Below are 21,345 nucleotides of genomic sequence, written 5' to 3'. Positions count from 1 at the left end.
CAGCTTCTGCAACACCTCAGCCAGCGACTTTCCTGCCGCCAACATCGCTTGCCCCTCCTGCAACAGCTTCACAATCTGCTCAGGCTTACGTCGTCGTCGCTTCGTCATCAAAGTCTCCTCGAACCAAAATCGGTCGGTTGACTCTCATAACATCTGGATCAGAAAATGGGGAGCACGCCAGACCGACCAGTGATTTCGCACATGTTTTGACAGATCCCGGACTTTGGGAGGGAGGCTGCTGATTAGCAACGTCATCTCTTCACTTTCCGTGCCGTTTGCCAGTTCACGTCGACGATAGATCGCTCCGATTGTTTGCAACCCTGGCCATCTTGTCTTGAGTTCTGCAGGTGCCGGGGCCACCAGCGTCGTTCGTGTTTCGATGCGACCCCGATTCTTTTCCTTCGTGGTCTGCTGCCGGACGTTGCGATGGCAAAAGTTCCCCTGGGCATAGCGATCGATTTCTTCCGTGATGGCATCGTGCAGCGACTCCTGATTCTGCTTGACCTGAAGGAGGTAGTCGGCCCCTTTGTCGATGATCTTCTGGGCAGTCTTCTTCTGGCAGTGCATCGCATCCGCTGTGACAACTGCTCCTTTGAGGTGGAGAATCTCCAACAACTCCTGCACCGCCGGAATCTCGTTCGACTTGCTCTTAACGCGAACCTGTCCCAGACAGAAATTCACCTGATTGGCCCAGGCGCCCACCACATGCAACGCTTCCTGAGCGGATGAGCGATCATGCGAACCACGCAATGTCTTTCCATCGATGGCAACGGTTTGCCCGTCAAGTTGAAGCTGCAACTGCTCGACCCAGCGTCCCAGACATCGCTGAAATTCGTCGGTATCGAGCCGGGCAAACACTCGCCCAAACGTGTCGTGCGAAGGAACTCCATACGGCAGTTCCAGAAATTGCTCGAACCACTCCTGATGAGCCACGGCGAACCGCTCAATATCCGCCCAGCTATTTGCACCGCAAATCGTTCCACACAAAGCCAGACCAACAACGTCGAAAAGATTGTGATTACTTCCACGATCCTCACGCGGGTCAGTCAAATCCACAAAGTGTGCAAGAAATTCGAAATACCCGTTCTTCATTTTCAAAACGACTCCGTCCAAACCACAAAACCAGGCGAATCCAAATCCACCCCTTGACGGAGAAACACTTCATGCAAAACTCACTCCGAAGTCGAAAACCGACGTGCGATTGCCCTGGCTCCCAGTACGAGTCTACGGTTCGCCCTGCACACCTTCAGTTTGTCAGTCCGAGCCGAGAGTTTGCCGATTTTGTGATCCCTGGTGGAGTGGGCTTTGCACGTTCAGTTGAGTTAGCCGGCAGTTTGATTCACTCGGTGTGCGACAACCTACGCTTTAATTGAGGCGGAAGAGCCACTCGTAACGAGACATTTATCATTGGTGATCAACAACGAGCTGACGGCTATAGATGTCGTATTGTGTGTTGTTCGTGGTTCGCGTGAGGGAACCAAACTGTGACTGTCCGGACCGCTCAGGATTGCCGCAGTTGTGCGTGTCTCTGTCTCTTTTTCGAAGACGGTCAGTCTCACACCACTAAAACCCCAAGGTAGCAAATTCTGCGACCGTGGGGTTTTCTTTTGCGCTGAACCAGAGACACGCGAATCGATCCCCAATCTCCGCAATAGTTTGCGTTGCTCCCCAGATTCTCGAAGCGTCTCTGCCGAACTTATAGAGACAACTCTGCCGCCGACGATTCGTTTCAAGGCGCCTCTCTCGCACCGAAAGTCTCTCTGCACTCACAGAGACAGAGCGTTCGGGTTATCAGCTCGTCCGGTTCGCCACGCATGATTCGGCTTTTCGAATTCTCCTCCGAAATACTCCGACTGCCCGGTGATGAGAACAGCGGACAACGGAGACTTTTTCTGCATAAGTAACAAGAGACGCTGGTATTGGGCCATCGTCGATTTTATCTCTCCCTGAGCACCGGGAACTTAATGCAGGAACATGCTTCTCACCACAACCTCCGCGATCTCGTCGCCATTCTTGCCGACGGAGTTCGCCGTCACCGCAGGCTCTCAAAACGCTGCGACACTCGCACTTTCGAATCCGCTTCCGAAACCGGTGGCACATGCCTTGAGGTTCTCCACCAAACAAGGCCCAGTGTGACTGTTGCCCAAGAGCTTTCAGCCCGCGATCAACCGTAGCTGTGCTTCGCGTCTGAAGACCCGCCAACCACATGGTCGTATTCATCGCGACCGGAACACACTTCGAGCCTGAGAGGATTGCCATGAACATTGAGAACGAACTCGCTGCGCTGCAGCAGCTCACCACGGACGCACTTCGTGATCGCTACGCCGAGGTCTTCGGAGAGCAACCCCGTTCACGTCATAAAACCTATCTCATCCGCAAGGTTGGCTGGCGGCTGCAGGCAATTGCAGAAGGAGACCTCAGCCAACGGGCTCGAAGACGGGCCGAAGAGCTGGCGGTCGACGCCGAAGTGAGAACAACCCCACCGAGAGACAAACACCCGATGATTTCGCCTACGAAATCCGTGAAGAGCACTCTCCAGTCCGATCCCAGACTCCCTTCGCCGGGAACGTCCATCACCAGGAAGTACAAGGGTCAGACTTTGGAAGTTCGTGTGTTGCAGGGCGGATTCGAGTACGACGGAGAGAGATTCAAGACGTTGTCCGCGGTCGCCAAAGCAATCACCGGATCGCACTGCAACGGATTCCGGTTCTTCAAGCTGGGAGGAGTCAAATGAGTCGAACACAGACATCCAACCCTCAGATCCGCTGCGCAATCTACTGCCGCAAGTCGACCGAAGATGGACTCGACCAGGAGTTCAACTCACTCGATGCCCAACGCGAGGCAGGGGAAGCGTTCATCGCCAGCCAGAAGAACGAGGGCTGGGTCTGCATTCCGGACCAGTACCACGATGGAGGGTTCTCCGGCGGGAACATGGATCGTCCCGGTCTGAGACAATTGTTGCTGGACATCGAAGCGGGACGAGTGAACTGCGTGGTAGTCTATAAGGTCGACCGCCTCAGCCGTTCCCTGATGGACTTTGCTCGCATGATGGAGACGTTCGAAAAACACAATGTGTCGTTCGTCTCGGTGACACAGCAGTTCAACACGACCCATTCGATGGGGCGGCTGACTCTGAATGTCCTGCTCTCATTCGCCCAGTTTGAACGTGAGATCATCGGTGAGCGAATCCGGGACAAGATCGCCGCTCAACGAAGACGCGGTAAATGGACCGGAGGAATCCCCGTCCTCGGGTACGACGTGGATCGTTCTCAACCGAGTCCGAAGTTAAGAGTCAATGCTGAGGAAACTTCCCGTGTTCGGGAGATCTTCGAGATGTACCTCAAATTGGGTTCGCTCCTCTCAGTCGTCGTCGAACTGGAACAGCTCGGCTGGAGAAACAAAGCATGGATGACCAGAAAGGGTCAGCCCAAGGGGGATGGAGAGTTCGACAAAGGGAGTCTGCACGCCCTCCTGACCAACCCCATCTACATCGGAAAGATCCGGCACAAGACCGAACTGTATGCTGGGGAACACGAACCGATTGTCAACGAAGATCTGTTTCGGAACGTTCAACAGCAGCTGCAACGCAACGGACGAACCGGTGGGGGCGAGGTTCGCAACAAACACGGCGCCCTCCTGAAGGGACTGTTGGTCTGCAAAGCCTGCGAGCGCTCGATGACGCACACGTTCACCGGCAAGGGAACCAGACGCTATCGATACTACACCTGCACACAGGTCATCAAAAGCGGACGTCGCAGTTGTCCGACACGTTCGTTACCCGCCGCACAGATCGAAGAAGTCGTGGTCGACCAGTTCCGAGAAATGACGACCGATCCGGCACTGCGTAAACAAGTACTGAAGCAGGCGCTGGAAGACGATGTCACTGAGATCAAACGCTTGAGAAAAGACCGGGATCAGCTTCGGCAGCAATGTGCCTGGTACCACACAGAACTCAATCGATTGACAGTTGCTCCTGAAGCCAATACCGACAACACCTCACTCATCGCTGACCTGCACGATCGGATCGCCAAGACCGCTCGACAGATTTCTAAACTCGACCAACGGATATTAGAGGCCGAACAGGAACAACTGCCGTCAGAAGACGTGGAAGCCGCGTTCGCAGATTTTGCAGGGCTCTGGGGCACACTCAGCCCTCAAGAACAGGCTCGATCCCTCGCTCTCGCGGTGAAACGGGTTGAGTTCGATTCGACAGATAGCAGCGTCGAGATCGAGTTTCACACAGAGGCGTTCCACTCCCTCACAACGAGTTCGACAAAGGAGACCCCATGATCAAAGTGAAGCGGAAAGTCCAGATCAGAGATAACAGACGAGGTCGACGCCGTCAGGACAGCCGAGACCAACCCGACGTTCCCAGCGGTAGAATCCCCCGAATCTCGCGATTGATGGCACTGGCAATCAAATTCGATGGTCTCATCACGACTGGCATCATTACAGATCGTTCAGAACTCGCCCGCCTCGCTCACGTCACGCAGCCGCGTATGACCCAAATCATGAACCTCCTGAACCTTGCACCGGACATTCAGGAAGAGCTGCTGTTTCTTCCCCGAGTGACCAGCGGCCGCGATCCGGTTCACGAGAGGATGCTGAGACCACTGACTGCTCAAGCCTCGTGGAAGAAACAACGGAAGATGTGGTTAGGCATCATGACAAATTGCCAAATTGCACATCGTCGTTGAGTCCGAGCTCGTTGAGTCCGGAACGAGCTTCCTCGGCCTTTGTCTGGCCGAAATCAACCTCGGCAGAAATCTCAGCTGCGACCTGCGACCTGCGACCTGCGACCTGCGACCTGCGACCTGCGACCTGCGACCTTGTAGAGCGGAAAATGAAGCTCAGCACAAGTCGTAGATTTCGCTTCGACGGTGGATTCCAACCTATCGAGGAACTTGAGGAGAATCGACTAGTAGTACTGTCGAATATAGCCGTACGCTCGGTCAAAAAGTTCTTGATCCTTGTGGAGGTGGTATTTCAGGAGCGTCTTCCGAAGAGCTTTCTGTACTTCACGTTCTCCGGCAGAGGTATTCTGCCACCCGGGGAACCGGACCATGCGGACGATCTCGTCGATGTCTTTCACAATCCGTTCGACAATCACTGGTGTGTCTTCAGTCTTCACTTCCGTAAAGAGTTCCGTGAGCGCAGCGATGGCTTTGTCTTGCTCCTCCTCGGGATCGACTTGCTGTTCGGCCTCAACCATGTCCTTAGCGAGTTCCAGCAACTGCTTCAAAAACTGCTTGCTGTCGATCAGACCCTGCTCGTGCTTGTCCTTGATCTTTTCCAACCGCTCACCGAGGTCGACGAACTTTGGGTTTCCAGCGTGTTTTCGGAGCCGGGCAATCAACTGGATCGTCAGCTTCTTCCCTTTCTTGTCGGCGTCAGGTGCGCCGAGCACGCTTTCTAGAACTTCTGCATCCATGACCAGCGTTTCAATGTCATCCTGAACGGTGTCAAGTTGCGTGTTCTTGTGAATCAGGTCGATGGTCTTGGCACCAAGCACATGCCACAAGAGCTTGCCGTTGCCGCTTGGTGGTTTGACGGACTCATAGACCTGCGTCAGCCAGCGGTAGTCGGTTTCGTACAGTGACAGGCACGGATCGGGAGACAAAGCCTCCCAAATGCGGCCAAGGACTGAGAATTCCGCCGCAAAGCCGTCCCGCTTCTCGTTGTTGGGCAGACAATCCTGGGCGGCAATTAATCCCTCATATCCGCCTACGGTACGATCGACGTTAGGGAAGAACGTCAGACACTTCGCAACCTGCTTTGGGAGTTCCTTTTTGACTTCGTCCAGGTTCGTGATGACCTGCTCGACCGCCTTTTCATCGAAGTCCAACGCCTGGGCCACATCGTCGAAGATGCCAATGTAATCGACGATCAGCCCATGTGTTTTGTTGGGGTAGATGCGGTTCGTGCGGCAGATCGCTTGCAGCAGATTGTGATCCCGCATCGGCTTGTCGAGGTACATCACCTGCAAAATTGGGGCATCGAACCCGGTCAGCAGTTTAGATGTGACGATCAGATACTTCAGCGGATCGCCCGGATCACGGAACCGGTCGAGCAGCTTTTCTTCCTCATCACGGTTCCGTTGATGAACCTTCCACTTATCAGGATCACTCTGAGTCACGTGCATCACAATCGCGCTGCAATCGGGATCGCCGGTGATGTCGTCCATCGCGGATTTGGAGAGTACGCAGCATTCACGATCGAAGGTGACAATCTGAGCCTTGAAACCGTTCGGCTCGACCTTGGACTGATAGTGATCGACGATGTGCTTCACCACGCCCCGCACCCGCTCGGGCGATTTGACCAGAACAGCCATCTTGGCGGCTCGCTTGGCCAAATCATCGCGGTCCTGTTCGCTCAAGTCTCCGGTAATCTGCTTGTACGCGTCATCAATCGCGTCCTTGTCGATCTTCAGCTTGATCTCCGGTGACTCGAAGTGCAGAGGCAACGTGGCCTTGTCGCGAATCGACTCCTGGAACGTGTAACGGCTGAGATAGCCCTTCTCATCCTCATCGGCCCCAAACGCCCAGAAGGTGTTCTTGTCCGCCCGGTTGATCGGCGTGCCGGTGAGACCGAATAGAAACGCATTGGGCATAGCCTCGCGCATCTTGCGGCCGAGGTCGCCCTCCTGCGTACGATGGGCCTCATCGACCATCACGATGACATTCTTACGAGGATTGAGCACTCCGTCCGCTTCACCAAATTTGTGAATCGTGGTAATGACGACCTTCCGCACGTCCTGGGACAGCAGCGACTGGAGGTCGTCGCGGCTCTCCGCCTTGATCATGTTCGGCACGTCGGCGGCATTGAACGTGGCCGTGATCTGCGTGTCGAGGTCGATCCGGTCAACCACGATCAGCACGGTCGGATTACCCAGCGCCGGGTGCATCCGCAGTTTCTGAGCGGTGAAGACCATCAACAGCGATTTACCGGACCCCTGGAAATGCCAGATCAGCCCCTTTTTGATTTGACCCTCGACCACCCGCTTAACAATCAGGTTGGTGCCTTCGTACTGCTGATAGCGGCAGATGATCTTGATGCGGCGGTGCTTCTTATCGGTGGCGAAGATCGTGAAGTTTTGCAGGATGTCGAGCACGACCTCGGGTCGCAGGATGCTGGCGACCGACTTCCGCACATCGGCCAGCGAGCCTTCCTGCTGATTGTCGGCATCCCGCCACGGTCCCCAGATGTCGAGCGGCATCCGCACCGAGCCATAGCGGAAGGCCTTGCCCTCGGTGGCGAAGCTGAAGACGTTCGGCACGAACATCGCCGGGACGCCGGTTTCGTAGTCGTCGTGAACCTGGCTGGCCCCGTCCACCCAGGTCACTGCCGGGCGCACGGGCGTCTTGGCTTCGCCGATGATGATCGGCAGCCCATTGACCAGCAGCACCACATCGAACCGCTTTTCTAACTGGCCGACCTTGTACGTCCATTGATTGCAGACGATCAGCTCATTATTCGTGGGGTTCTCAAAGTCGACGAGACGAACGGTGGTGTGTTGCCCGTTCGGCCCAAAAGGCATCGTCTTATCGCCCTTGATCCACTCAGCTAGGGCTTCGTTCGAGCGAACCAGCCCATCGTTCTGCACGGACAGCAATATCGCTCGTAGCTTGTAGATCACCTCATTGGCCCGATCGGGCTGTTCGGCGATCTCGGGGTTGAGTTTGATCAGAGCCTGACGAAGCGAGGATTCCACGAAGACATCCGAAGCCTGCCGGGAAAGCGATGGCCCCGCCGTATAGGTCCAGCCGTTCGACACAGCGGCATCGAGAACCATTTGTTCGACAGTGTTGGCTTCACTGAACGTCATTCAAACAGCTCCTTTTGTTCTGGAGCCACGCTCCGATAGGCCTGCTGAGGATGATTGGGATCGTCCGCGTATTTCCTCGCAAGCAGCTCTTTCTCAAGCAACGGTTTCAGATAACTCTTGAGAACACGGTCCTGATTACGTTGCACGAGTTCGGCGATGTCACGACCTGTGAGCTCTCGGACTCGGCACAGACTCAAGATGACGCTCTGCATTTTCTTGGGCGTCAATCGCTTATTCTCGCGTGCAACGGACGCGATCTTCAGCAATACGGGGTCTTGAACTGGCACATATGTGACCGTGGCGTCTTCCGTTGCGCCCGGAGTATCCTCGCTTGCGCCCGGACCTAACCCATTTGCGCCTGGAGCTACGTCTCTTGCGCCCGGAGTCGAAGGTTCAGACAATCTCCTAAGGCGTTCAGACCACCTGTACGTCGCTCCTCGCCCGTGCCCATCCCGCTCCAGGAGGTCGCTGCTGACCAGATTCTTCAGCAACTTGGTCAAATCCGATGGATGACGCTCAGTCAGCGATTGCAGCCGAAAATTGGAAACGGAACCTTCGATATCGGCAGTGACCAACGCTTGGACTTCTTCAGCGTTCAGGCTCTGCAACTCGTCCCCGATAATCCCACGCAGTTTTTCGACAGCGGTATCTGGCAACAGGCTGACCATCGGCATCGTCACGGTCACGCGGTCAGGCTGGAACTGCTCACTCAAGGTGGGCACACGCCAGCGAACGCTTTTCCAGCCTTCTCGAATTTTGTCAATTCCCGATCCGGCCTTTTCACCGAGTCCAATCAGGGTGAACATGGTTTGCAGCGTCTCGTTTCGGCATTCACTGACACTGCCGCGAATCAGTTGCTCGAAGGAGACCAACAAGTTTCCTGGGTCGGAAAACTCAAGTCGATCAAAATGGTGTTCCATCACGATCCCGCCCTGCCCACGATAGTCGGCGTGAATGAGGCAGTTCACCATTGCTTCGCGGACAGCTTCATGAACCAGAGTGTCATCACGACGGACAATCACAGCATTGCCAAGTTCCGGGTCTGGCTCCTTTTGGTAGCCGAACGGGATTTTCAACCCTTCTGTCAATCGGGGATAGACTCGAAAGAAAAACTGAAACAGATTGCAGTTCCAGGTCCCGTCCTGCCAGACACGGTCGACCCAACGAACATTGGGGTCTTCGCTGCGGCGGTCGCGATAGTCGAGCTGAAACCGAATCCCGGATGCCGGGTCCTTGATGGCTTCTTCTTTCCCAAACATCAGCAGCCCGGCGACCGTCAATCCCTCCTCACCAGTACCACGGTCTTTTCGCACGCCGCCGATCTTACGAAGGAAGCCGGAAACGTCTTCATTCAGCCAGGGATGTGTTTCATCACGTGAGCGAAAGCGGTTGCGATAGGCCTGGAGTGACTCCATGTGAATGTCATCCATTCCAAACTGCGGCAGCACTCGCGAATCGGCCGACTGTTCTTCGGCGTCCGAGATCATCCGCCGGACTTCGTTCTCGTCGCAGCGATAGTCGCCTTCGTGATACCGACGATACGTCCCCGTCAGCGGATTCGGAGTGAGGAACACTGGCCGTTGATGACGATCAGCTCGCGGAACCTCAATCACCAGCACGTCGTCACCTTCGACTGTCACTATGCGGACGCTCTCATTTCGCAGCAGGTTATGGCTGACGTGCCCTTTGTTATTGACGTTGTTCCAGAAGTCTTGCCGGATCTTCTCGGCGTCATCGAGTCCCTGAATCTCGAATCGGTTTCCGCCGCGTTGTTTCACACCAAGAACAATGACACCGCCATCGGTATTTGCAAAAGCGCTGTACGTTTCCCACAGAGACTTCGGCACACCACCGCGAGCCGATTTGAACTCGATCTCATGGTCTTCACCCAGCGTCAATGCTTCCAGCAGGCGATCAGTATCCACGACAACCTCCGCAGGACATTGGCAGGCCAGCGATCTCGGGGTTGAGTTTGATCAGAGCCTGGCGCAGCGAGGATTCCACGAAGACATCCGAAGCCTGCCGCGAAAGTGTCGGCCCAGCCGCATAGGTCCAGCCGTTTGATACACAGGCATCAAGGACCATTTGTTCGACAGTGTTGGCTTCAGTGAACATGACTTTGTGCGCCTAAAAGTGCATTTGCTAATCGGAGAGTAAGGCGATCTGCCGCGAGTCGTGCGTTCTCTGCGGCTGCCATCGCTTTCTGAGGATCTTCGAGTTCGTTCACAAACCTACGTTGAACATCAATCGGTGGCACCGACAGTTCGTGCTGCTTTATGTCCTTTCCGTTGATCTTCCAGATTCCGTTAGTCGATTTGGCCTGCTTGAGGAGCCTTGCGTGAGCAAGGCGGTGGTTCCATTGAACAACTGCAAACTCGGGCGAAATGACTTTTTCGTCGAAGTCGAGCTTGATCAGGAGATCAGGATAGAAGCAGTCTGTGGGAACAGCATCGACCATTCCACAACGGCCGCAAAGGTCTCTGTTGCCGTTGCCTCTTACCACAAGAACATCGCCGCGATTCAGCCGAAACTTTGCCAAATCGTCCGCAGATACTTCGGCGTATTTTAGATTGCCCTCTGTGAGAATACGGCCTTCTCGGACGGCTCCAATGGCAATAGTTGGCGCACCTCGCCCATCTGCGTTGCACTTTGGTGAGAGGCCGTTTCGTGGTCCACCGACCAGAAGTGTCTCGCACCGTTGGTGCGGCCAATCTGCTGACAATAGTTGAATGGTCAGCGCGTCAACGACACTCGCCGCGTCGCTCCAGACCCTTCTATAATGCTCGGCGACATCGTCAGCGGATGTGAGAAGTTGAACGATTGAATGTTGCTCATCCACTGGAGGCAGTGCGAAGCGAAACTTCGCAATGTCTTTCCAGTTCACGTATGGATTCACAGAACCTTTGGATTCACGGATTGAGTGCTCTGTAAAGTCATCTGTGAGCATAAGAAAGGGAAGAATAGCGGGAATGAGCGTTTCAGAGTCTTTTGATTCGAGAACGAACGTCGTGTTAGCAGTGATCCCATCAAACGGAGCCACTGCAACCTTCTTCAGGTATGTACGTCGCGAGCCGTAGAGTACTTGTCCCTCTCGAAACCGTCGATGAAACGCGGGGCCGAGATAATCCCCGTTCAGTTCGCCCCAGCGACGCAGGTGTATGTCTTCCGAATCCATGTGATCACCAGCGACATACCGCGTAAGGTCCGTGTTCTCTCGATCAACCTTGTCCTTTACATTGCGCACAACCTCGTCGAAGCGAACGGTCTTCCACTTCAGAGAATCACCGTTAGGCGCGCTTGCTGACTTTGACATGGTATTCTGTTTACCCAAGGCGTTTGTCCTCAAATCGCTCAAATAGAGTGCTCATCGACGCTCTCAACTCACTGCTTGCTAATCTCCAGGTCGATACGGCTTCGGGCAACTGTTCGTCGCTGGTTGCTAATACCTGATTCCCCTCGGGGGGCCGTACGTAGTAATGAAGGCGCAGGTCGTATCCGTTTTCTCTTACATCGTCACGTGGCCGAACGCTTGCGAAGTTTTCAACGTCGTGAAACTTGTGGTAAGCGTCGGCAATGCGCCTAATGTGGCTGTCACGTAAAAAACTTTGTGCGCTCTCGCGCGTGACCTCGTTTACAGCGTTGATGAACAGAATCTTGTTTCTTAGCTTTCTCTCCTTTTGCGTGCGGCAAATGACAATGCAAGCCTCCATTGGCGAGTTGTAGAACAGGTTCGGTCCCAAACCGACAACGCACTCAACCAAATCACTGCTAACAAGTTTCTCGCGCATACTGCGCTCAGCGTCGCGAAACAGGACGCCGTGGGGAAAGAGAATCGCACAACGGCCGCGTGGTCGGGACAAGCTGCAAACGATGTGCTGAAAGAAAGCATAATCAGCACAGCCAGATGGCGGCGTGCCGTAAATGTTGCGTCCCCAGGGATCAGCGCTGAACGCGGCCCGATCCCATTGCTTGATGGAGTACGGCGGATTGGCCAGGCACACATCGAACTGTTGCAGCCGATCGCCACTGACAAACTGCGGATTGCCCAGCGTATCGGCCCGTTGAATCTGAAAGTCCTCGATGCCGTGCAGGAAGCAGTTCATCCGGGCGATGGCGGAGGTCATCAGGTTTCGCTCTTGTCCAAAGAGCTTGAGCGTCCGCCATTCCTTGTTCTGCCGCCGCAGGTGAGTCACGCACGACAGCAACATGCCGCCGCTCCCGCAGGTCGGATCGTAAACCGACTCGCCCGGCTGCGGTTGGAGCAACTCGGTCATCAAATGGACGACGGTGCGGTTCGTGTAGAACTCGGCCGCCGTGTGACCGGAATCGTCGGCAAACTTCTTGATGAGGTATTCGTATCCGACCCCGAGTTCATCCTCGGGACAGTTGGTAATCGACAGCGTCTGCGAACTGAAATGCTCGATCAGCTCCTTGAGCGTGCGGTCGGGCAGGCGATCCTTGTTGGTCCACTGTGCGTCGCCAAAGATGCCGTACAGCTTGTCGGTGTTGGCCGACTCGATCTTACGCATCGCGTCCTGAATCGCCTTGCCGACGTTCTTGCCTGTTTCACGAACAACATTCCAGTGGGCGTCCTCGGGAATCACAAAGCGATGGTTCTCAGCGAACGAGGCGAAGTCTTCATCGCCACCGGATTCTTCCAATGCGGCTGCGTATTCTTCGTCGTAGACGTCACACATGCGCTTGAAAAACAGCAGCGGAAAAATGAACTGCTTGTAGTCGCCGGCATCGATGTACCCGCGCAGCAACGTCGCCGCCCCCCAGAGGTAGCTTTCGAGTTGGGACTGAGTGATGTGATTAGTCATTCGGCTTCCTCGTCTGCGTCGCCGCCTGCCTCAGCCTGACGAGATTCGAGGATGCTGCCGGTGATGTAGGGCTCGTTCTCCTCCCACGCAGCGCGATCGGTTTCGTTCAGGTCAATTTCCGGATAATTCGAATGCACGTAGTCAAGAAACTCCTGTAACTTCGCCTGCGATTCAAAAAGCTTCTCGAGGATTAGTTCGACCCCTTCCATTCCAGTGCCATCAACGTGATGTCGCAAAGTGAAGAACGCAGGATTGTTGCCGCTGCCGAATACGTACGCCCCTTCCGCGATACCCTCACCCAGCGGAACGCAGAACGCCAAGACAAAATCGTGAAGTTTCTGATCGTAAAACTGAAACCTGTTTGAATTCACGACCGGAGCAAGCCCATCCCAGTAGAAGTGGAAGTCACGCAGGAACTTGTACTCGCGCAAGCCTTCAAAGAATCCATCGAATGTTGGCCTGTGAATGTTCTCCAGCACATGCCTGAGGATCTGTACGTCGCGCTTTCGCTTGACGTCATCCGGGTCCTGAACAACAGCGATGTCCCCGCGCCCCATCGCTTCCAAGAGTGAACCGATCGCGACTGAAAGCTGCTTGTCGAGTTGGCTCGCTGCAGTTTTCTTGTCGCCACCTTTTTCGAGTTGGTACTTCAGAATGCGTCGGCCACGAATGTCGAATGGCAGCGATTCAACGGGGCCGTACGCGGTGTTACAGACGCAGGCCACCCGATCCCATCCGAGTTTGCCAGCCGCGAATCCGAGTTCAATTAGCACATTGTTGTTGCTGTAACATCGTGATCCGTCGTCGTGAACTATCGAGACATCTCCAACAAAGAGATGGCATTGACTGACTTTCTCGAGGATTGTCGCTGCGATTTCCGGAGTCCCGACGCGACCAGTAGTGTCCCGGTCGATCGAGATCGCGCAGGAAACATCGTCAGGAAGTTCTGCCTCAACTTTTGAGATTGCTGCTCGAATGGATGCCGCAATGAAATTGAAGTTCCCTGCCCGATGCAACTGGCTCTGCCACGAATAGAACACGCGAAACTCGGCTGGAAGCAGATCTGGTCTTTCGATTGTCAGCATTGCACGTCCTCCATGAGGCCGTGGTCCGCAAGTAGCTCCTTCAACCGATCTTCGGCCTTGTACGCTTCATCGAGACTCACTTTGAGATTCTCGATGGCTTCCGCGACCGTGATCTTTTCCTCTTCAATCACGGGCTCGATGTATCTCGGAATATTGAGGTTCCAGTCGTTCTCTTTGATCTCATCGAGAGCGACCAATCGAGCAACGCCTTCAACGTCCGTGTGCTCTTCGTACCAGCGATAAATGCTGTCCACATGCTCGGGCAGAAGTTCATTTTGTGCCCGTCCCTTCTTGAATTCCTTCGAAGCGTCGACGATGAGCACCTTCTTACGATGCGCCTTTGGCTTGGTTTGGCGAAACACGAGGATGCAAGCGGCCAACCCAGTGCCGTAGAACAGGTTTTGCCCCAGTCCGATGACGGCATCCAGAATGTCCATCCCGAGTATCTTCTGGCGGATCTTGCCCTCTTTCCCCATGCGGAAAAGCGCCCCGTGCGGCAAGACGACCGCCATTCGCCCAGACTTCGCGGCCATTGATTTGACCATGTGCTGAACCCAAGCGAAGTCGCCGCTCTTCGCGGGAGGCATCTCAGCAAAGTTGCGACCGTATGGATCGCTGGTCCAGACATCTTCTCCCCACTTCTGCAGTGAGAAGGGTGGATTGGCAATGACGCAATCGAAGTGCGCAAGAGTGTCGCCCGCATGGAACGCAGGCTGTCGCAGCGTGTCTCCACGTACGATCTGGAAATCCTCAACACCGTGCAGAAAGCAATTCATTCTGGCGATGGAGGATGTCGTCAGATTCTTCTCCTGGCCGAAAAGTCGCCCCCACAACGTCCGGACGTTTCCGCCAGCATCTTTCACATGCTGAATCGCTTCGATGAGCATGCCCCCCGTGCCGCACGCCGGGTCGTAGATTGTCTCACCCTCGCGCGGATCGAGGATACGAACCATGAGATTGACGACGCTGCGCGGTGTGTAGAACTCGCCCGCCTTTTTGTTGGTGGCGTCGGCGAACTTCTTAATCAGGTATTCGTACGATTGCCCCAGCACATCCGCTCGAGCGAATTGATTACCCAGCGGAAGTTTGGAGAAATGCTCGATGAGGTCACGAAGCAACGCATCCGAGAGACGATCCTTGTTGGTCCACTGAGCATCGCCAAAGATGCCATACAACGTGTCGGGGTTAGCTTTCTCAATTTCACGCATCGCCCGAGCCAGGGCTTTCCCGACGTTGGTGGTCTTTTTGCGGACATCGTCCCAGTGGCAATCCTCCGGGATTTGAAAGCGGTGGTTCTCCGGGAACAGGGCGTATTGCTGGTCGCCATCCGACTCTGCGAGTGCTTCTGTCATTTCCTCGTCGTAAACGTCAGAAATCCGTTTGAAGAACAACAGCGGGAAGATGAACGTCTTGAAGTCAGCTGCGTCCACAGGACCACGTAGAATGTTTGCAGACTCCCAGAGGTGACTCGACAGCTGATTGAGTTCGAAATCGATGACGTTTTGTCCGGTCAAATTCATCTGACTGAGATTCAAAAAAATGAGTTGAGTAGCTGTGGAAGCACATGACCTATTCAAGCGTGCCCCGTTGAAAATGCCCGAAATCGCTCGATAGCTCAGCTGCCCTGAAAAGCTGATTGACCGACCGCTCGACCGCAACCGCCTTCGAGATCAATACTTCCAAAAAATTTGCAATAAACTTGTTGTTCGAATTCGACCGCTGGGTTATGATCCGCATTGTTTACAGGATACTAAACAACCCGGCGAGCATCGGCAATCGCCTTCAGTAGCCTCAAGAGTATTTTGCCGAGACGGACATGACCAGTTCCCCCTCGAAATTTGGACAATTGCTTCGTGAAAAGCGGATGGCGATGGGGTACAGCCTTCGCAAATTCGCGAAGCTGGCCAACGTGAGTCCGACCTACCTGTCACTGGTGGAACAGGGAAATGCCGATCCTCCCACCGTCGAACGCGTGACGAAGATGGCCGAACTCCTTGACGAAAATGTGGATGAATGGATTTCACTGGCGGGGCGGGTTCCCGATGACCTGCCGGAAATTATTCAAAGTCAACCGGTGCAAATGCCGGAGTTACTGCGTGAAGCGAGTGGTCTAACACCTGAACAGCTCCAGAAACTGACGGAGCAGGCTCGCCGGTTCAACAGGAACAACAAAAGGAGTACTTAATGCCGCAACGGCCAGCGTTGCCGAGAAAGGGTATCCCGTTTCTGCACGAAAAACAGATTGCTGCAGAAGCGAATCTTCTGAACGAAGAATACGGGCTGAACTTTTCACCGATTTTGGCGCCGCCAGTCCCGGTTGATGAGATTGCTGAGCTGCATTGCGGGCTGACACTTGAGTATCTGGACATGGCCAGTCTGTTCCCACAGGCAGAGGTGCATGGGGCCATCTGGTTTCAGGAACGTCGAATCGGTATTGACCACACGCTTGACCCAGACACCCATCCCGCAAAACGGGGACGGTATCACTTCACACTCGCTCACGAACTCGGGCACTGGCGTCTGCATCGCAGGCATTATCGACAACATCCCCAGGAGCAGCGGCTGTTCGAGAATGGCCAATTGCAGCCGGACGTGATCTGTCGTTCTGGAGACACGCTCCGCGTCGAATGGCAGGCCAATGCCTTTGCTGCAGAGCTCCTGATGCCACGGAAGTTGGTCCTTTCAGCTTGGACCGAATTCCGCAATGGCGACGAACGTTCTGTCGCAATCACCGAACTGCGTCAACAAGTTTCCCGACCCGACGGCCTCCTCTATCGGGGTCGACAAGTCACCGAGGGCAGCGACTTCGACTTCGCTCTCAAAGAAGAGTTCTGCCGACCGCTGGCAGAACAGTTTGAGGTCTCGCGAGAAGCAATGCGAATTCAGCTTGAGCGGATGGGCCTGCTCGTCACCAAAACGGAACGAACGCTCTGGTGAGCGATTCATTTTTTTTCGAACCGTGCGTTAACTGTCAAAGAGACGAAATCGGTCATCAATTCCTTTGAAATGGATTGCTTATGGTTCAGCTGTCAGCCGACATTACCCGTTACCTCGCATCTCCTGTCACGAACGAAGAACGAAACGTCATCCTCGGCGACTTGTTCTCGCTCAAAAAAAACTACATCCAGCAATTCCTGTTGAAACATCAACTCGACGACAGCGGCACCAAACAGGCGCTTAAAGAACGGGTTCAACAGGGACTCGCCAATCACATCATCTCAGTCGCCGATGTCATCGCTTATCTGGATAAGGTCCTTCCCTGGGGCAAACAACACATTTATCTGTTGCACGGTCCGAAAGCGCCGATACAGAGATGGAGGAACCCTGAATGGTTGAGGAATCATCTGTCCCAGTTCAGACTCGATTCATTCCTGAACACTCAACGATCACTGTTTCTCCCGAAGTCACTTCAATTGTCCGCCATTGACTGTGATGGACATCGTCTGCGAGTAACGGCGGTGGTACGCAGAGACTGGTTGGAACGCAATCCGGCTCTAGACACGCAACGGGAACTGAGTGACGATCATGTGATCCGTAATCGTGGGTTTTTCGTCCGATCCAGTCGCTGCCTGGTCGTGTTTGAGTGGGATCTTCGCTGCAACACTGGGTTTCTGCAAATCTCTCAGTTGCCAACCGGGTCCCGGTACGGCGACATCGCCAAAGAGTTTTGGCGTTTGGTCAACGCCTGGCTGCCCCTTAGTCGGTTTACGATTGTGAGTCTTCATCCGGCCATCAAGCGGTTGCACGAGTTGGAGGAGATAGGATTGGGCGAGAGCCGTTCTCATGGAGTGAACTACCGCACCCCCGAAGGACGTCGCATTGAGGGGCGGAGTGCCTCCTCCACAGATTCACTCTGCGGGGAACAGAGCGTCGATCTGGCAATGCGAGCTGCCCGGAATTCTGGAATCGGTCAGCTCGGCAACTTCTACTGGTTGCCGTCACGCTGTCAATTCAACCCGCTGAACAGAGAGCTCCACACTGTGCTGATTGGAAGTGAAAACCGGATCAATTTCCCAACTCATCAGAGCGAAGAACGTGTGCGCTATGTACTTTCCCGAATCCGCCACCATTGCAAATCGAGTTCCTGACCTCGCAGAGGTAATCGAGTCGCTCGACCGGCAGCTCTCCTCGGTATTTTCGACCAGTCCGCTCCGACCACGTGATTTCGCCTCCCTGCTGGGACTCGATCTGAATCAGGTGGATGCGGTCTTCGAGTTGTTGACTGAGGAACGTCTGCTGGAGCTCTGTTCAATGTTAGAATGCGGACATTGTTCCACACTGATTCCCCCGGAATGGCTGGACGAGGCAATCGACGAAGAAATGTCTTTGAACTGCTCGATGTGCGGCAAAGAAATTCCCGTCGACTTCGAATCATCCACTATCTACCGGATGGTTTCACGCGTCGCGGCACGAATCCGGCCATCCACATTTTCCGGGCAGGAAACCTTCGATCACGACAAGAATTGCGAAAACATCTTTCGGAAAGTGAGTGATCAATACGAGTTGCGATATGCGGGTCAGACGCGCTCTCTCAGGAAGTCTGTCGGACTCCATTATCTCAGATATCTGATCATCGAACAGGGACGTGCCGTCTCGGCCGTTGAGCTGAACGCGATGCGAAATCACGTCCCAACCGAGATGATGTCAGGCTCCTCTGGAGAGACTGCGGATCTGCAGGCCATCCGTGACTATCGCGTGAGATTCGAGGAGCTGAGTAGCGATTTGGAATCAGCGCAAGCCGATAATGATCTCGCGAGAGCAGGTCAACTGGAGCAAGAACTAAATGACATCGCGTCAGCGATCATTGGAGCCACAGGACTCGGTGGTCGGGTCCGTGTCCAAAGTGATACCGAACGAGTTCGGAAGTCAGTCTCAAAGGCGGTTTCCGAAGCGATCGAGAAAATCAGTGACGCCCATCAGCAGTTGGGACGACATCTTGAGATCTCTGTTCAAAAGGGAATGTACCTGAAGTACGCCCCGGAGGAGCCAGTCTCATGGACCCTGACTTGAGGAACATTTTGCGGTGATTTGAAGTGCTACCCCAAAAGTAGCATTGCTACCTGAAAAGTGGCGCCACGGGTTCGAGGGCCGATGAGGCCATCACCCGGCAGTCCGTCACTGTTGTCTTTCTGGCGATGAGGTTCGTCGCCATGTGACGGTTAGTGCAACTTCTTGCAGCTGATCGGGTGCGTGCTTCCGGCCTCAGATCAAACGATGCGCAAAACGCGCGCCCAAGAGGCAATTGTGAGCAACTACGCTCGCACACTGATCCCGTTCAAGGCTCGTCAGTTATGCCGCAAAGCGGGATTTACCCCCTCAGACCAGGAGGACATCGAACAGCAGCTCTGGATGGCGGTCCTCGCTCAGGTGGACAACTACAATCCGGAACGTGCGTCGCTGGACACCATGATCGACTGCATCGTGGATTCGTCTGCGAGGATGATTCTCCGCGAGAGACGAACTCGTCGCCGGACCAATAGCACACCTGTGGAATCGATCGATCTCCCCATCTGCTGCGAAGAAGATTTGGAGTCGACCCTGGCAGATTGCCTGCATGCGGGAGATCGCGTGCGACATCGTGGAGCGTTCTCCAGAGATGAGCAACTCCTCGACGAAACGAGAGAAGCTGTCGAGCAGGCTCTGCAAAATACGCCCACGGGAGTTCGTGACGTCTGTCGCAGAGTGATGGGTGGGTCGATCCTGGGAACCTCGAAGGCGCTCGGGATCTCTCGACGACAGGTCAGGAAACGTCTGGCCGAGGCGAAGGAAGCATTCGAGAACTCCGGTTTCGGTAATTCCTGAAATTGTCGGACAGCGGACCTCTGAATTGCATATGTCTCAAGGGGGGGGTGTTGTGTTGCGACACCCTCCCTGTTCAGAGCACAACTCCGATCCGAGAGGTGTCCATGCCAATCCATCGAACTCCCCCTGCCCCGTCTGCTGCCTGTACCCGATTTCATTTTCAGGAGTCCGTCGATCTCCTGGAAGCCGAGATGTCGCTGCATCTGGCGATGTTCTCGGTCGAAGGGCTTTATGGACGAGCCAGAGTCCGTCTGGAAGCCCACTACCAACTCGTGACTGACGATCATCGGATCGACGTCGACTGCACCTCCCGCGTGGGGGAACTGATTGTGCGTGTCTTCACCGGTCTACTCATCCGAGAGTTCGGAGAAGACTCATTCACGGTGCGGAAGGTCTCCTCATCGGAGTCGGAGCCGCAGTGGAAACCGATCCCTGAACTGGAACCTCAACCCGCGTTTTAAGCCAAGGAGAAGTTTGTATGGTTGCGCATGTGTACTCAGGTTATGAGCGGGTAACTGCGGAGCGGTGTTGTCCGGTCTGCAGAAAACCGGACTGGTGTCTGGTGTCTCGGGATGGTGGTGCGGCGATCTGTCCGCGTGTCTCGGAGGGAGCGGTCAAGGACCTCGGAGAAGCAGGATACCTGCATCTGCTGAGCGAACAGCGGGGCTGGACTCCGGCTCCTCGAGTTCAGTCAGTGTCGGTACCGGAACCGACACCACCGCCTCCAGCACGGTTGAGCGAGACGCTGGCGCAGTTTGCGAACTGTGCCGAACTCGGTCTTCCGGAACTGGCAGAACAGCTGGGGCTGAGCATCGAAGTCCTGCGTCGACTGAACGTCGGCTACTGTAAATACGAGCGCTGCTGGTCGTTCCCCGAACGGGATGGCAGCGGTACCGTGATCGGTCTGCAGAAGCGTTATCGCAATGGTGAAAAACGTCGACTGACCGGGACCCGTGCCGGATTGACTTATCCCGATGACTGGGACACTGAAACGGGGCCGATGCTACTGGTCGAAGGTGCGTCCGACACCGCGGCGGGCATGCTGCTGGGACTGTCAGTGGTCGGTCGACCGAGTAACCGGGGTGGTGTCAAGTTTCTCGGTGAGATGCTCAGCACGTTCCCGGAACATCGCGAGACCGTGGTCTTGGGAGAACGGGACCAAAAACCATCCGGTCTCTGGCCCGGGAAGGACGGCGCGATCTCCACCGCCACAAAACTGGCCAAACTGCTGCAACGTCCGATCGGCTGGAGTCTGCCTCCCGATGGATGTAAAGACCTGCGTGAGTGGCTGAACCAGCATGGAGGTGATGACCCCCTGCGGATGCAACACCTTTTTCTGCAGGGGCTGCACATTGAGCAGATCACACCTCCGCCGATGCAGCGGTTGGATGTGGGTTCCCGACCAGTGATCAACGATGACGAGTACCGACGGTTGATGGTGCATGTCAGAACCGGCTCGCTCGATCAACCGGGAATCTATCTCGATCGGAGCGGAACCGGACACGGCAAGTCGACGGTCGACTTCGAGGTGATCGTGAGCATGGTCTCTCCGGAGGACTCGTTCTGATGCAGTCGCTGCTGGTCTATCCGACGCACGCCAACCTGCAGGAAGAGCTGGAACGCTACCAGTCTGCCGGGATCCATGCGGAGATCTATCCGCCTCGAAAGACGGAGGAGTCCGAGCAGTTCTCGCAGAACTGCTGGAACGACGAAGCGGATCGCGCGGAAGCGGTGGGGTTCCCGGTCGCGACGACCGTCTGTTTCGGCTGTCCGGCACGCCAGCAATGTCTGGAGCAGGGCTATCTGGGCC

The 21,345-nt window shown here is 55.1% G+C and carries 20 protein-coding genes; 11 read left to right on the top strand and 9 right to left on the bottom strand.

The window, feature by feature from the left end; all coding sequences use genetic code 11:
* Window positions 1-144: 144 nt before the first annotated feature.
* Both KOR42_RS23385 and KOR42_RS27020 read right to left on the bottom strand, forming a co-directional pair.
* On the bottom strand, window positions 145-1,092 hold the full coding sequence (locus tag KOR42_RS23385) for an ISAs1 family transposase (protein WP_146512260.1): 948 nt from the start codon (window positions 1,090-1,092) through the stop codon (window positions 145-147).
* 674 nt (window positions 1,093-1,766) lie between these two features.
* Window positions 1,767-1,928, bottom strand: coding sequence for a hypothetical protein (locus tag KOR42_RS27020; protein WP_197441508.1), 162 nt, complete (start codon window positions 1,926-1,928; stop codon window positions 1,767-1,769).
* Window positions 1,929-2,257: 329 nt separating this feature from the next.
* On the opposite strand from KOR42_RS27020, the gene KOR42_RS23380 reads away from it, so the two are divergent.
* From KOR42_RS23380 to KOR42_RS23370, 3 genes are read left to right on the top strand one after another with little or no spacing between them, the layout of a single operon-like run.
* Window positions 2,258-2,734: a DUF2924 domain-containing protein gene (locus tag KOR42_RS23380; protein WP_146512261.1), complete on the top strand. Its 477-nt coding sequence runs from the start codon at window positions 2,258-2,260 to the stop codon at window positions 2,732-2,734.
* Window positions 2,731-4,290 (top strand): recombinase family protein, encoded by a 1,560-nt coding sequence (locus KOR42_RS23375; protein ID WP_146512259.1) that lies wholly within the window; start codon window positions 2,731-2,733, stop codon window positions 4,288-4,290. The genes KOR42_RS23380 and KOR42_RS23375 overlap by 4 nt, the downstream gene beginning before the upstream one ends.
* Window positions 4,287-4,697, top strand: a complete 411-nt coding sequence (locus tag KOR42_RS23370; RefSeq protein WP_146512258.1) for a hypothetical protein — start codon at window positions 4,287-4,289, stop codon at window positions 4,695-4,697. The genes KOR42_RS23375 and KOR42_RS23370 overlap by 4 nt, the downstream gene beginning before the upstream one ends.
* 221 nt (window positions 4,698-4,918) lie before the next feature.
* On the opposite strand, the gene KOR42_RS23365 is transcribed toward KOR42_RS23370, so the two are convergent.
* From KOR42_RS23365 to KOR42_RS23335, 7 genes are read right to left on the bottom strand one after another with little or no spacing between them, the layout of a single operon-like run.
* Window positions 4,919-7,825 carry a type I restriction endonuclease subunit R gene (locus KOR42_RS23365; RefSeq protein ID WP_146512257.1) on the bottom strand — a complete coding sequence of 969 codons (2,907 nt, stop codon included), beginning with the start codon at window positions 7,823-7,825 and terminating at the stop codon, window positions 4,919-4,921.
* Complete coding sequence (locus tag KOR42_RS23360) at window positions 7,822-9,750, bottom strand: RNA-binding domain-containing protein (RefSeq protein ID WP_146512256.1); 1,929 nt, start codon at window positions 9,748-9,750, stop codon at window positions 7,822-7,824. The genes KOR42_RS23365 and KOR42_RS23360 overlap by 4 nt, the downstream gene beginning before the upstream one ends.
* Complete coding sequence (locus KOR42_RS23355) at window positions 9,740-9,940, bottom strand: hypothetical protein (RefSeq protein WP_146512255.1); 201 nt, start codon at window positions 9,938-9,940, stop codon at window positions 9,740-9,742. Before KOR42_RS23355 ends, KOR42_RS23360 begins: the two co-directional genes overlap by 11 nt.
* Entirely contained in the window at window positions 9,930-11,138 is a 1,209-nt protein-coding gene (locus tag KOR42_RS23350; RefSeq protein WP_146512254.1) for a restriction endonuclease subunit S, read from the bottom strand. The genes KOR42_RS23355 and KOR42_RS23350 overlap by 11 nt, the downstream gene beginning before the upstream one ends.
* Before the next feature lie 10 nt (window positions 11,139-11,148).
* The gene (locus KOR42_RS23345; protein WP_146512253.1) at window positions 11,149-12,648 is read right to left on the bottom strand and encodes a type I restriction-modification system subunit M; all 1,500 of its coding nucleotides are present in this window, start codon (window positions 12,646-12,648) and stop codon (window positions 11,149-11,151) included.
* Window positions 12,645-13,733, bottom strand: a complete 1,089-nt coding sequence (locus KOR42_RS23340; RefSeq protein WP_146512252.1) for a hypothetical protein — start codon at window positions 13,731-13,733, stop codon at window positions 12,645-12,647. Before KOR42_RS23340 ends, KOR42_RS23345 begins: the two co-directional genes overlap by 4 nt.
* A complete protein-coding gene (locus tag KOR42_RS23335) occupies window positions 13,727-15,253 on the bottom strand; it encodes a type I restriction-modification system subunit M (RefSeq protein ID WP_146512251.1) in 1,527 nt (508 codons plus the stop codon). The genes KOR42_RS23340 and KOR42_RS23335 overlap by 7 nt, the downstream gene beginning before the upstream one ends.
* Before the next feature lie 296 nt (window positions 15,254-15,549).
* On the opposite strand from KOR42_RS23335, the gene KOR42_RS23330 reads away from it, so the two are divergent.
* The 8 genes from KOR42_RS23330 to KOR42_RS23295 form a co-directional block, all read left to right on the top strand.
* Window positions 15,550-15,918 carry a helix-turn-helix domain-containing protein gene (locus KOR42_RS23330; protein ID WP_146512250.1) on the top strand — a complete coding sequence of 123 codons (369 nt, stop codon included), beginning with the start codon at window positions 15,550-15,552 and terminating at the stop codon, window positions 15,916-15,918.
* Window positions 15,918-16,670 carry an ImmA/IrrE family metallo-endopeptidase gene (locus KOR42_RS23325; RefSeq protein ID WP_146512249.1) on the top strand — a complete coding sequence of 251 codons (753 nt, stop codon included), beginning with the start codon at window positions 15,918-15,920 and terminating at the stop codon, window positions 16,668-16,670. Before KOR42_RS23330 ends, KOR42_RS23325 begins: the two co-directional genes overlap by 1 nt.
* An 80-nt stretch (window positions 16,671-16,750) precedes the next feature.
* Complete coding sequence (locus KOR42_RS23320) at window positions 16,751-17,821, top strand: hypothetical protein (protein ID WP_146512248.1); 1,071 nt, start codon at window positions 16,751-16,753, stop codon at window positions 17,819-17,821.
* Window positions 17,778-18,743, top strand: a complete 966-nt coding sequence (locus tag KOR42_RS23315; protein ID WP_146512247.1) for a hypothetical protein — start codon at window positions 17,778-17,780, stop codon at window positions 18,741-18,743. Before KOR42_RS23320 ends, KOR42_RS23315 begins: the two co-directional genes overlap by 44 nt.
* Before the next feature lie 204 nt (window positions 18,744-18,947).
* Window positions 18,948-19,535: a sigma-70 RNA polymerase sigma factor region 4 domain-containing protein gene (locus tag KOR42_RS23310; RefSeq protein ID WP_146512246.1), complete on the top strand. Its 588-nt coding sequence runs from the start codon at window positions 18,948-18,950 to the stop codon at window positions 19,533-19,535.
* A 104-nt stretch (window positions 19,536-19,639) separates the two neighbouring features.
* Window positions 19,640-19,996 (top strand): hypothetical protein, encoded by a 357-nt coding sequence (locus tag KOR42_RS23305; RefSeq protein ID WP_146512245.1) that lies wholly within the window; start codon window positions 19,640-19,642, stop codon window positions 19,994-19,996.
* A 17-nt stretch (window positions 19,997-20,013) separates the two neighbouring features.
* Complete coding sequence (locus KOR42_RS23300; RefSeq protein ID WP_146512244.1) at window positions 20,014-21,102, top strand: hypothetical protein; 1,089 nt, start codon at window positions 20,014-20,016, stop codon at window positions 21,100-21,102.
* Window positions 21,102-21,345 (top strand): hypothetical protein (locus KOR42_RS23295; protein WP_146512243.1); only part of this gene is annotated, 244 nt, incomplete at its 3' end. The genes KOR42_RS23300 and KOR42_RS23295, both read left to right, overlap by 1 nt.

This window comes from Thalassoglobus neptunius (assembly GCF_007859735.1).
Taxonomy (GTDB): Bacteria; Planctomycetota; Planctomycetia; order Planctomycetales; family Planctomycetaceae; genus Thalassoglobus; species Thalassoglobus neptunius.
This window is presented reverse-complemented; position numbering and strand designations above follow the sequence as displayed.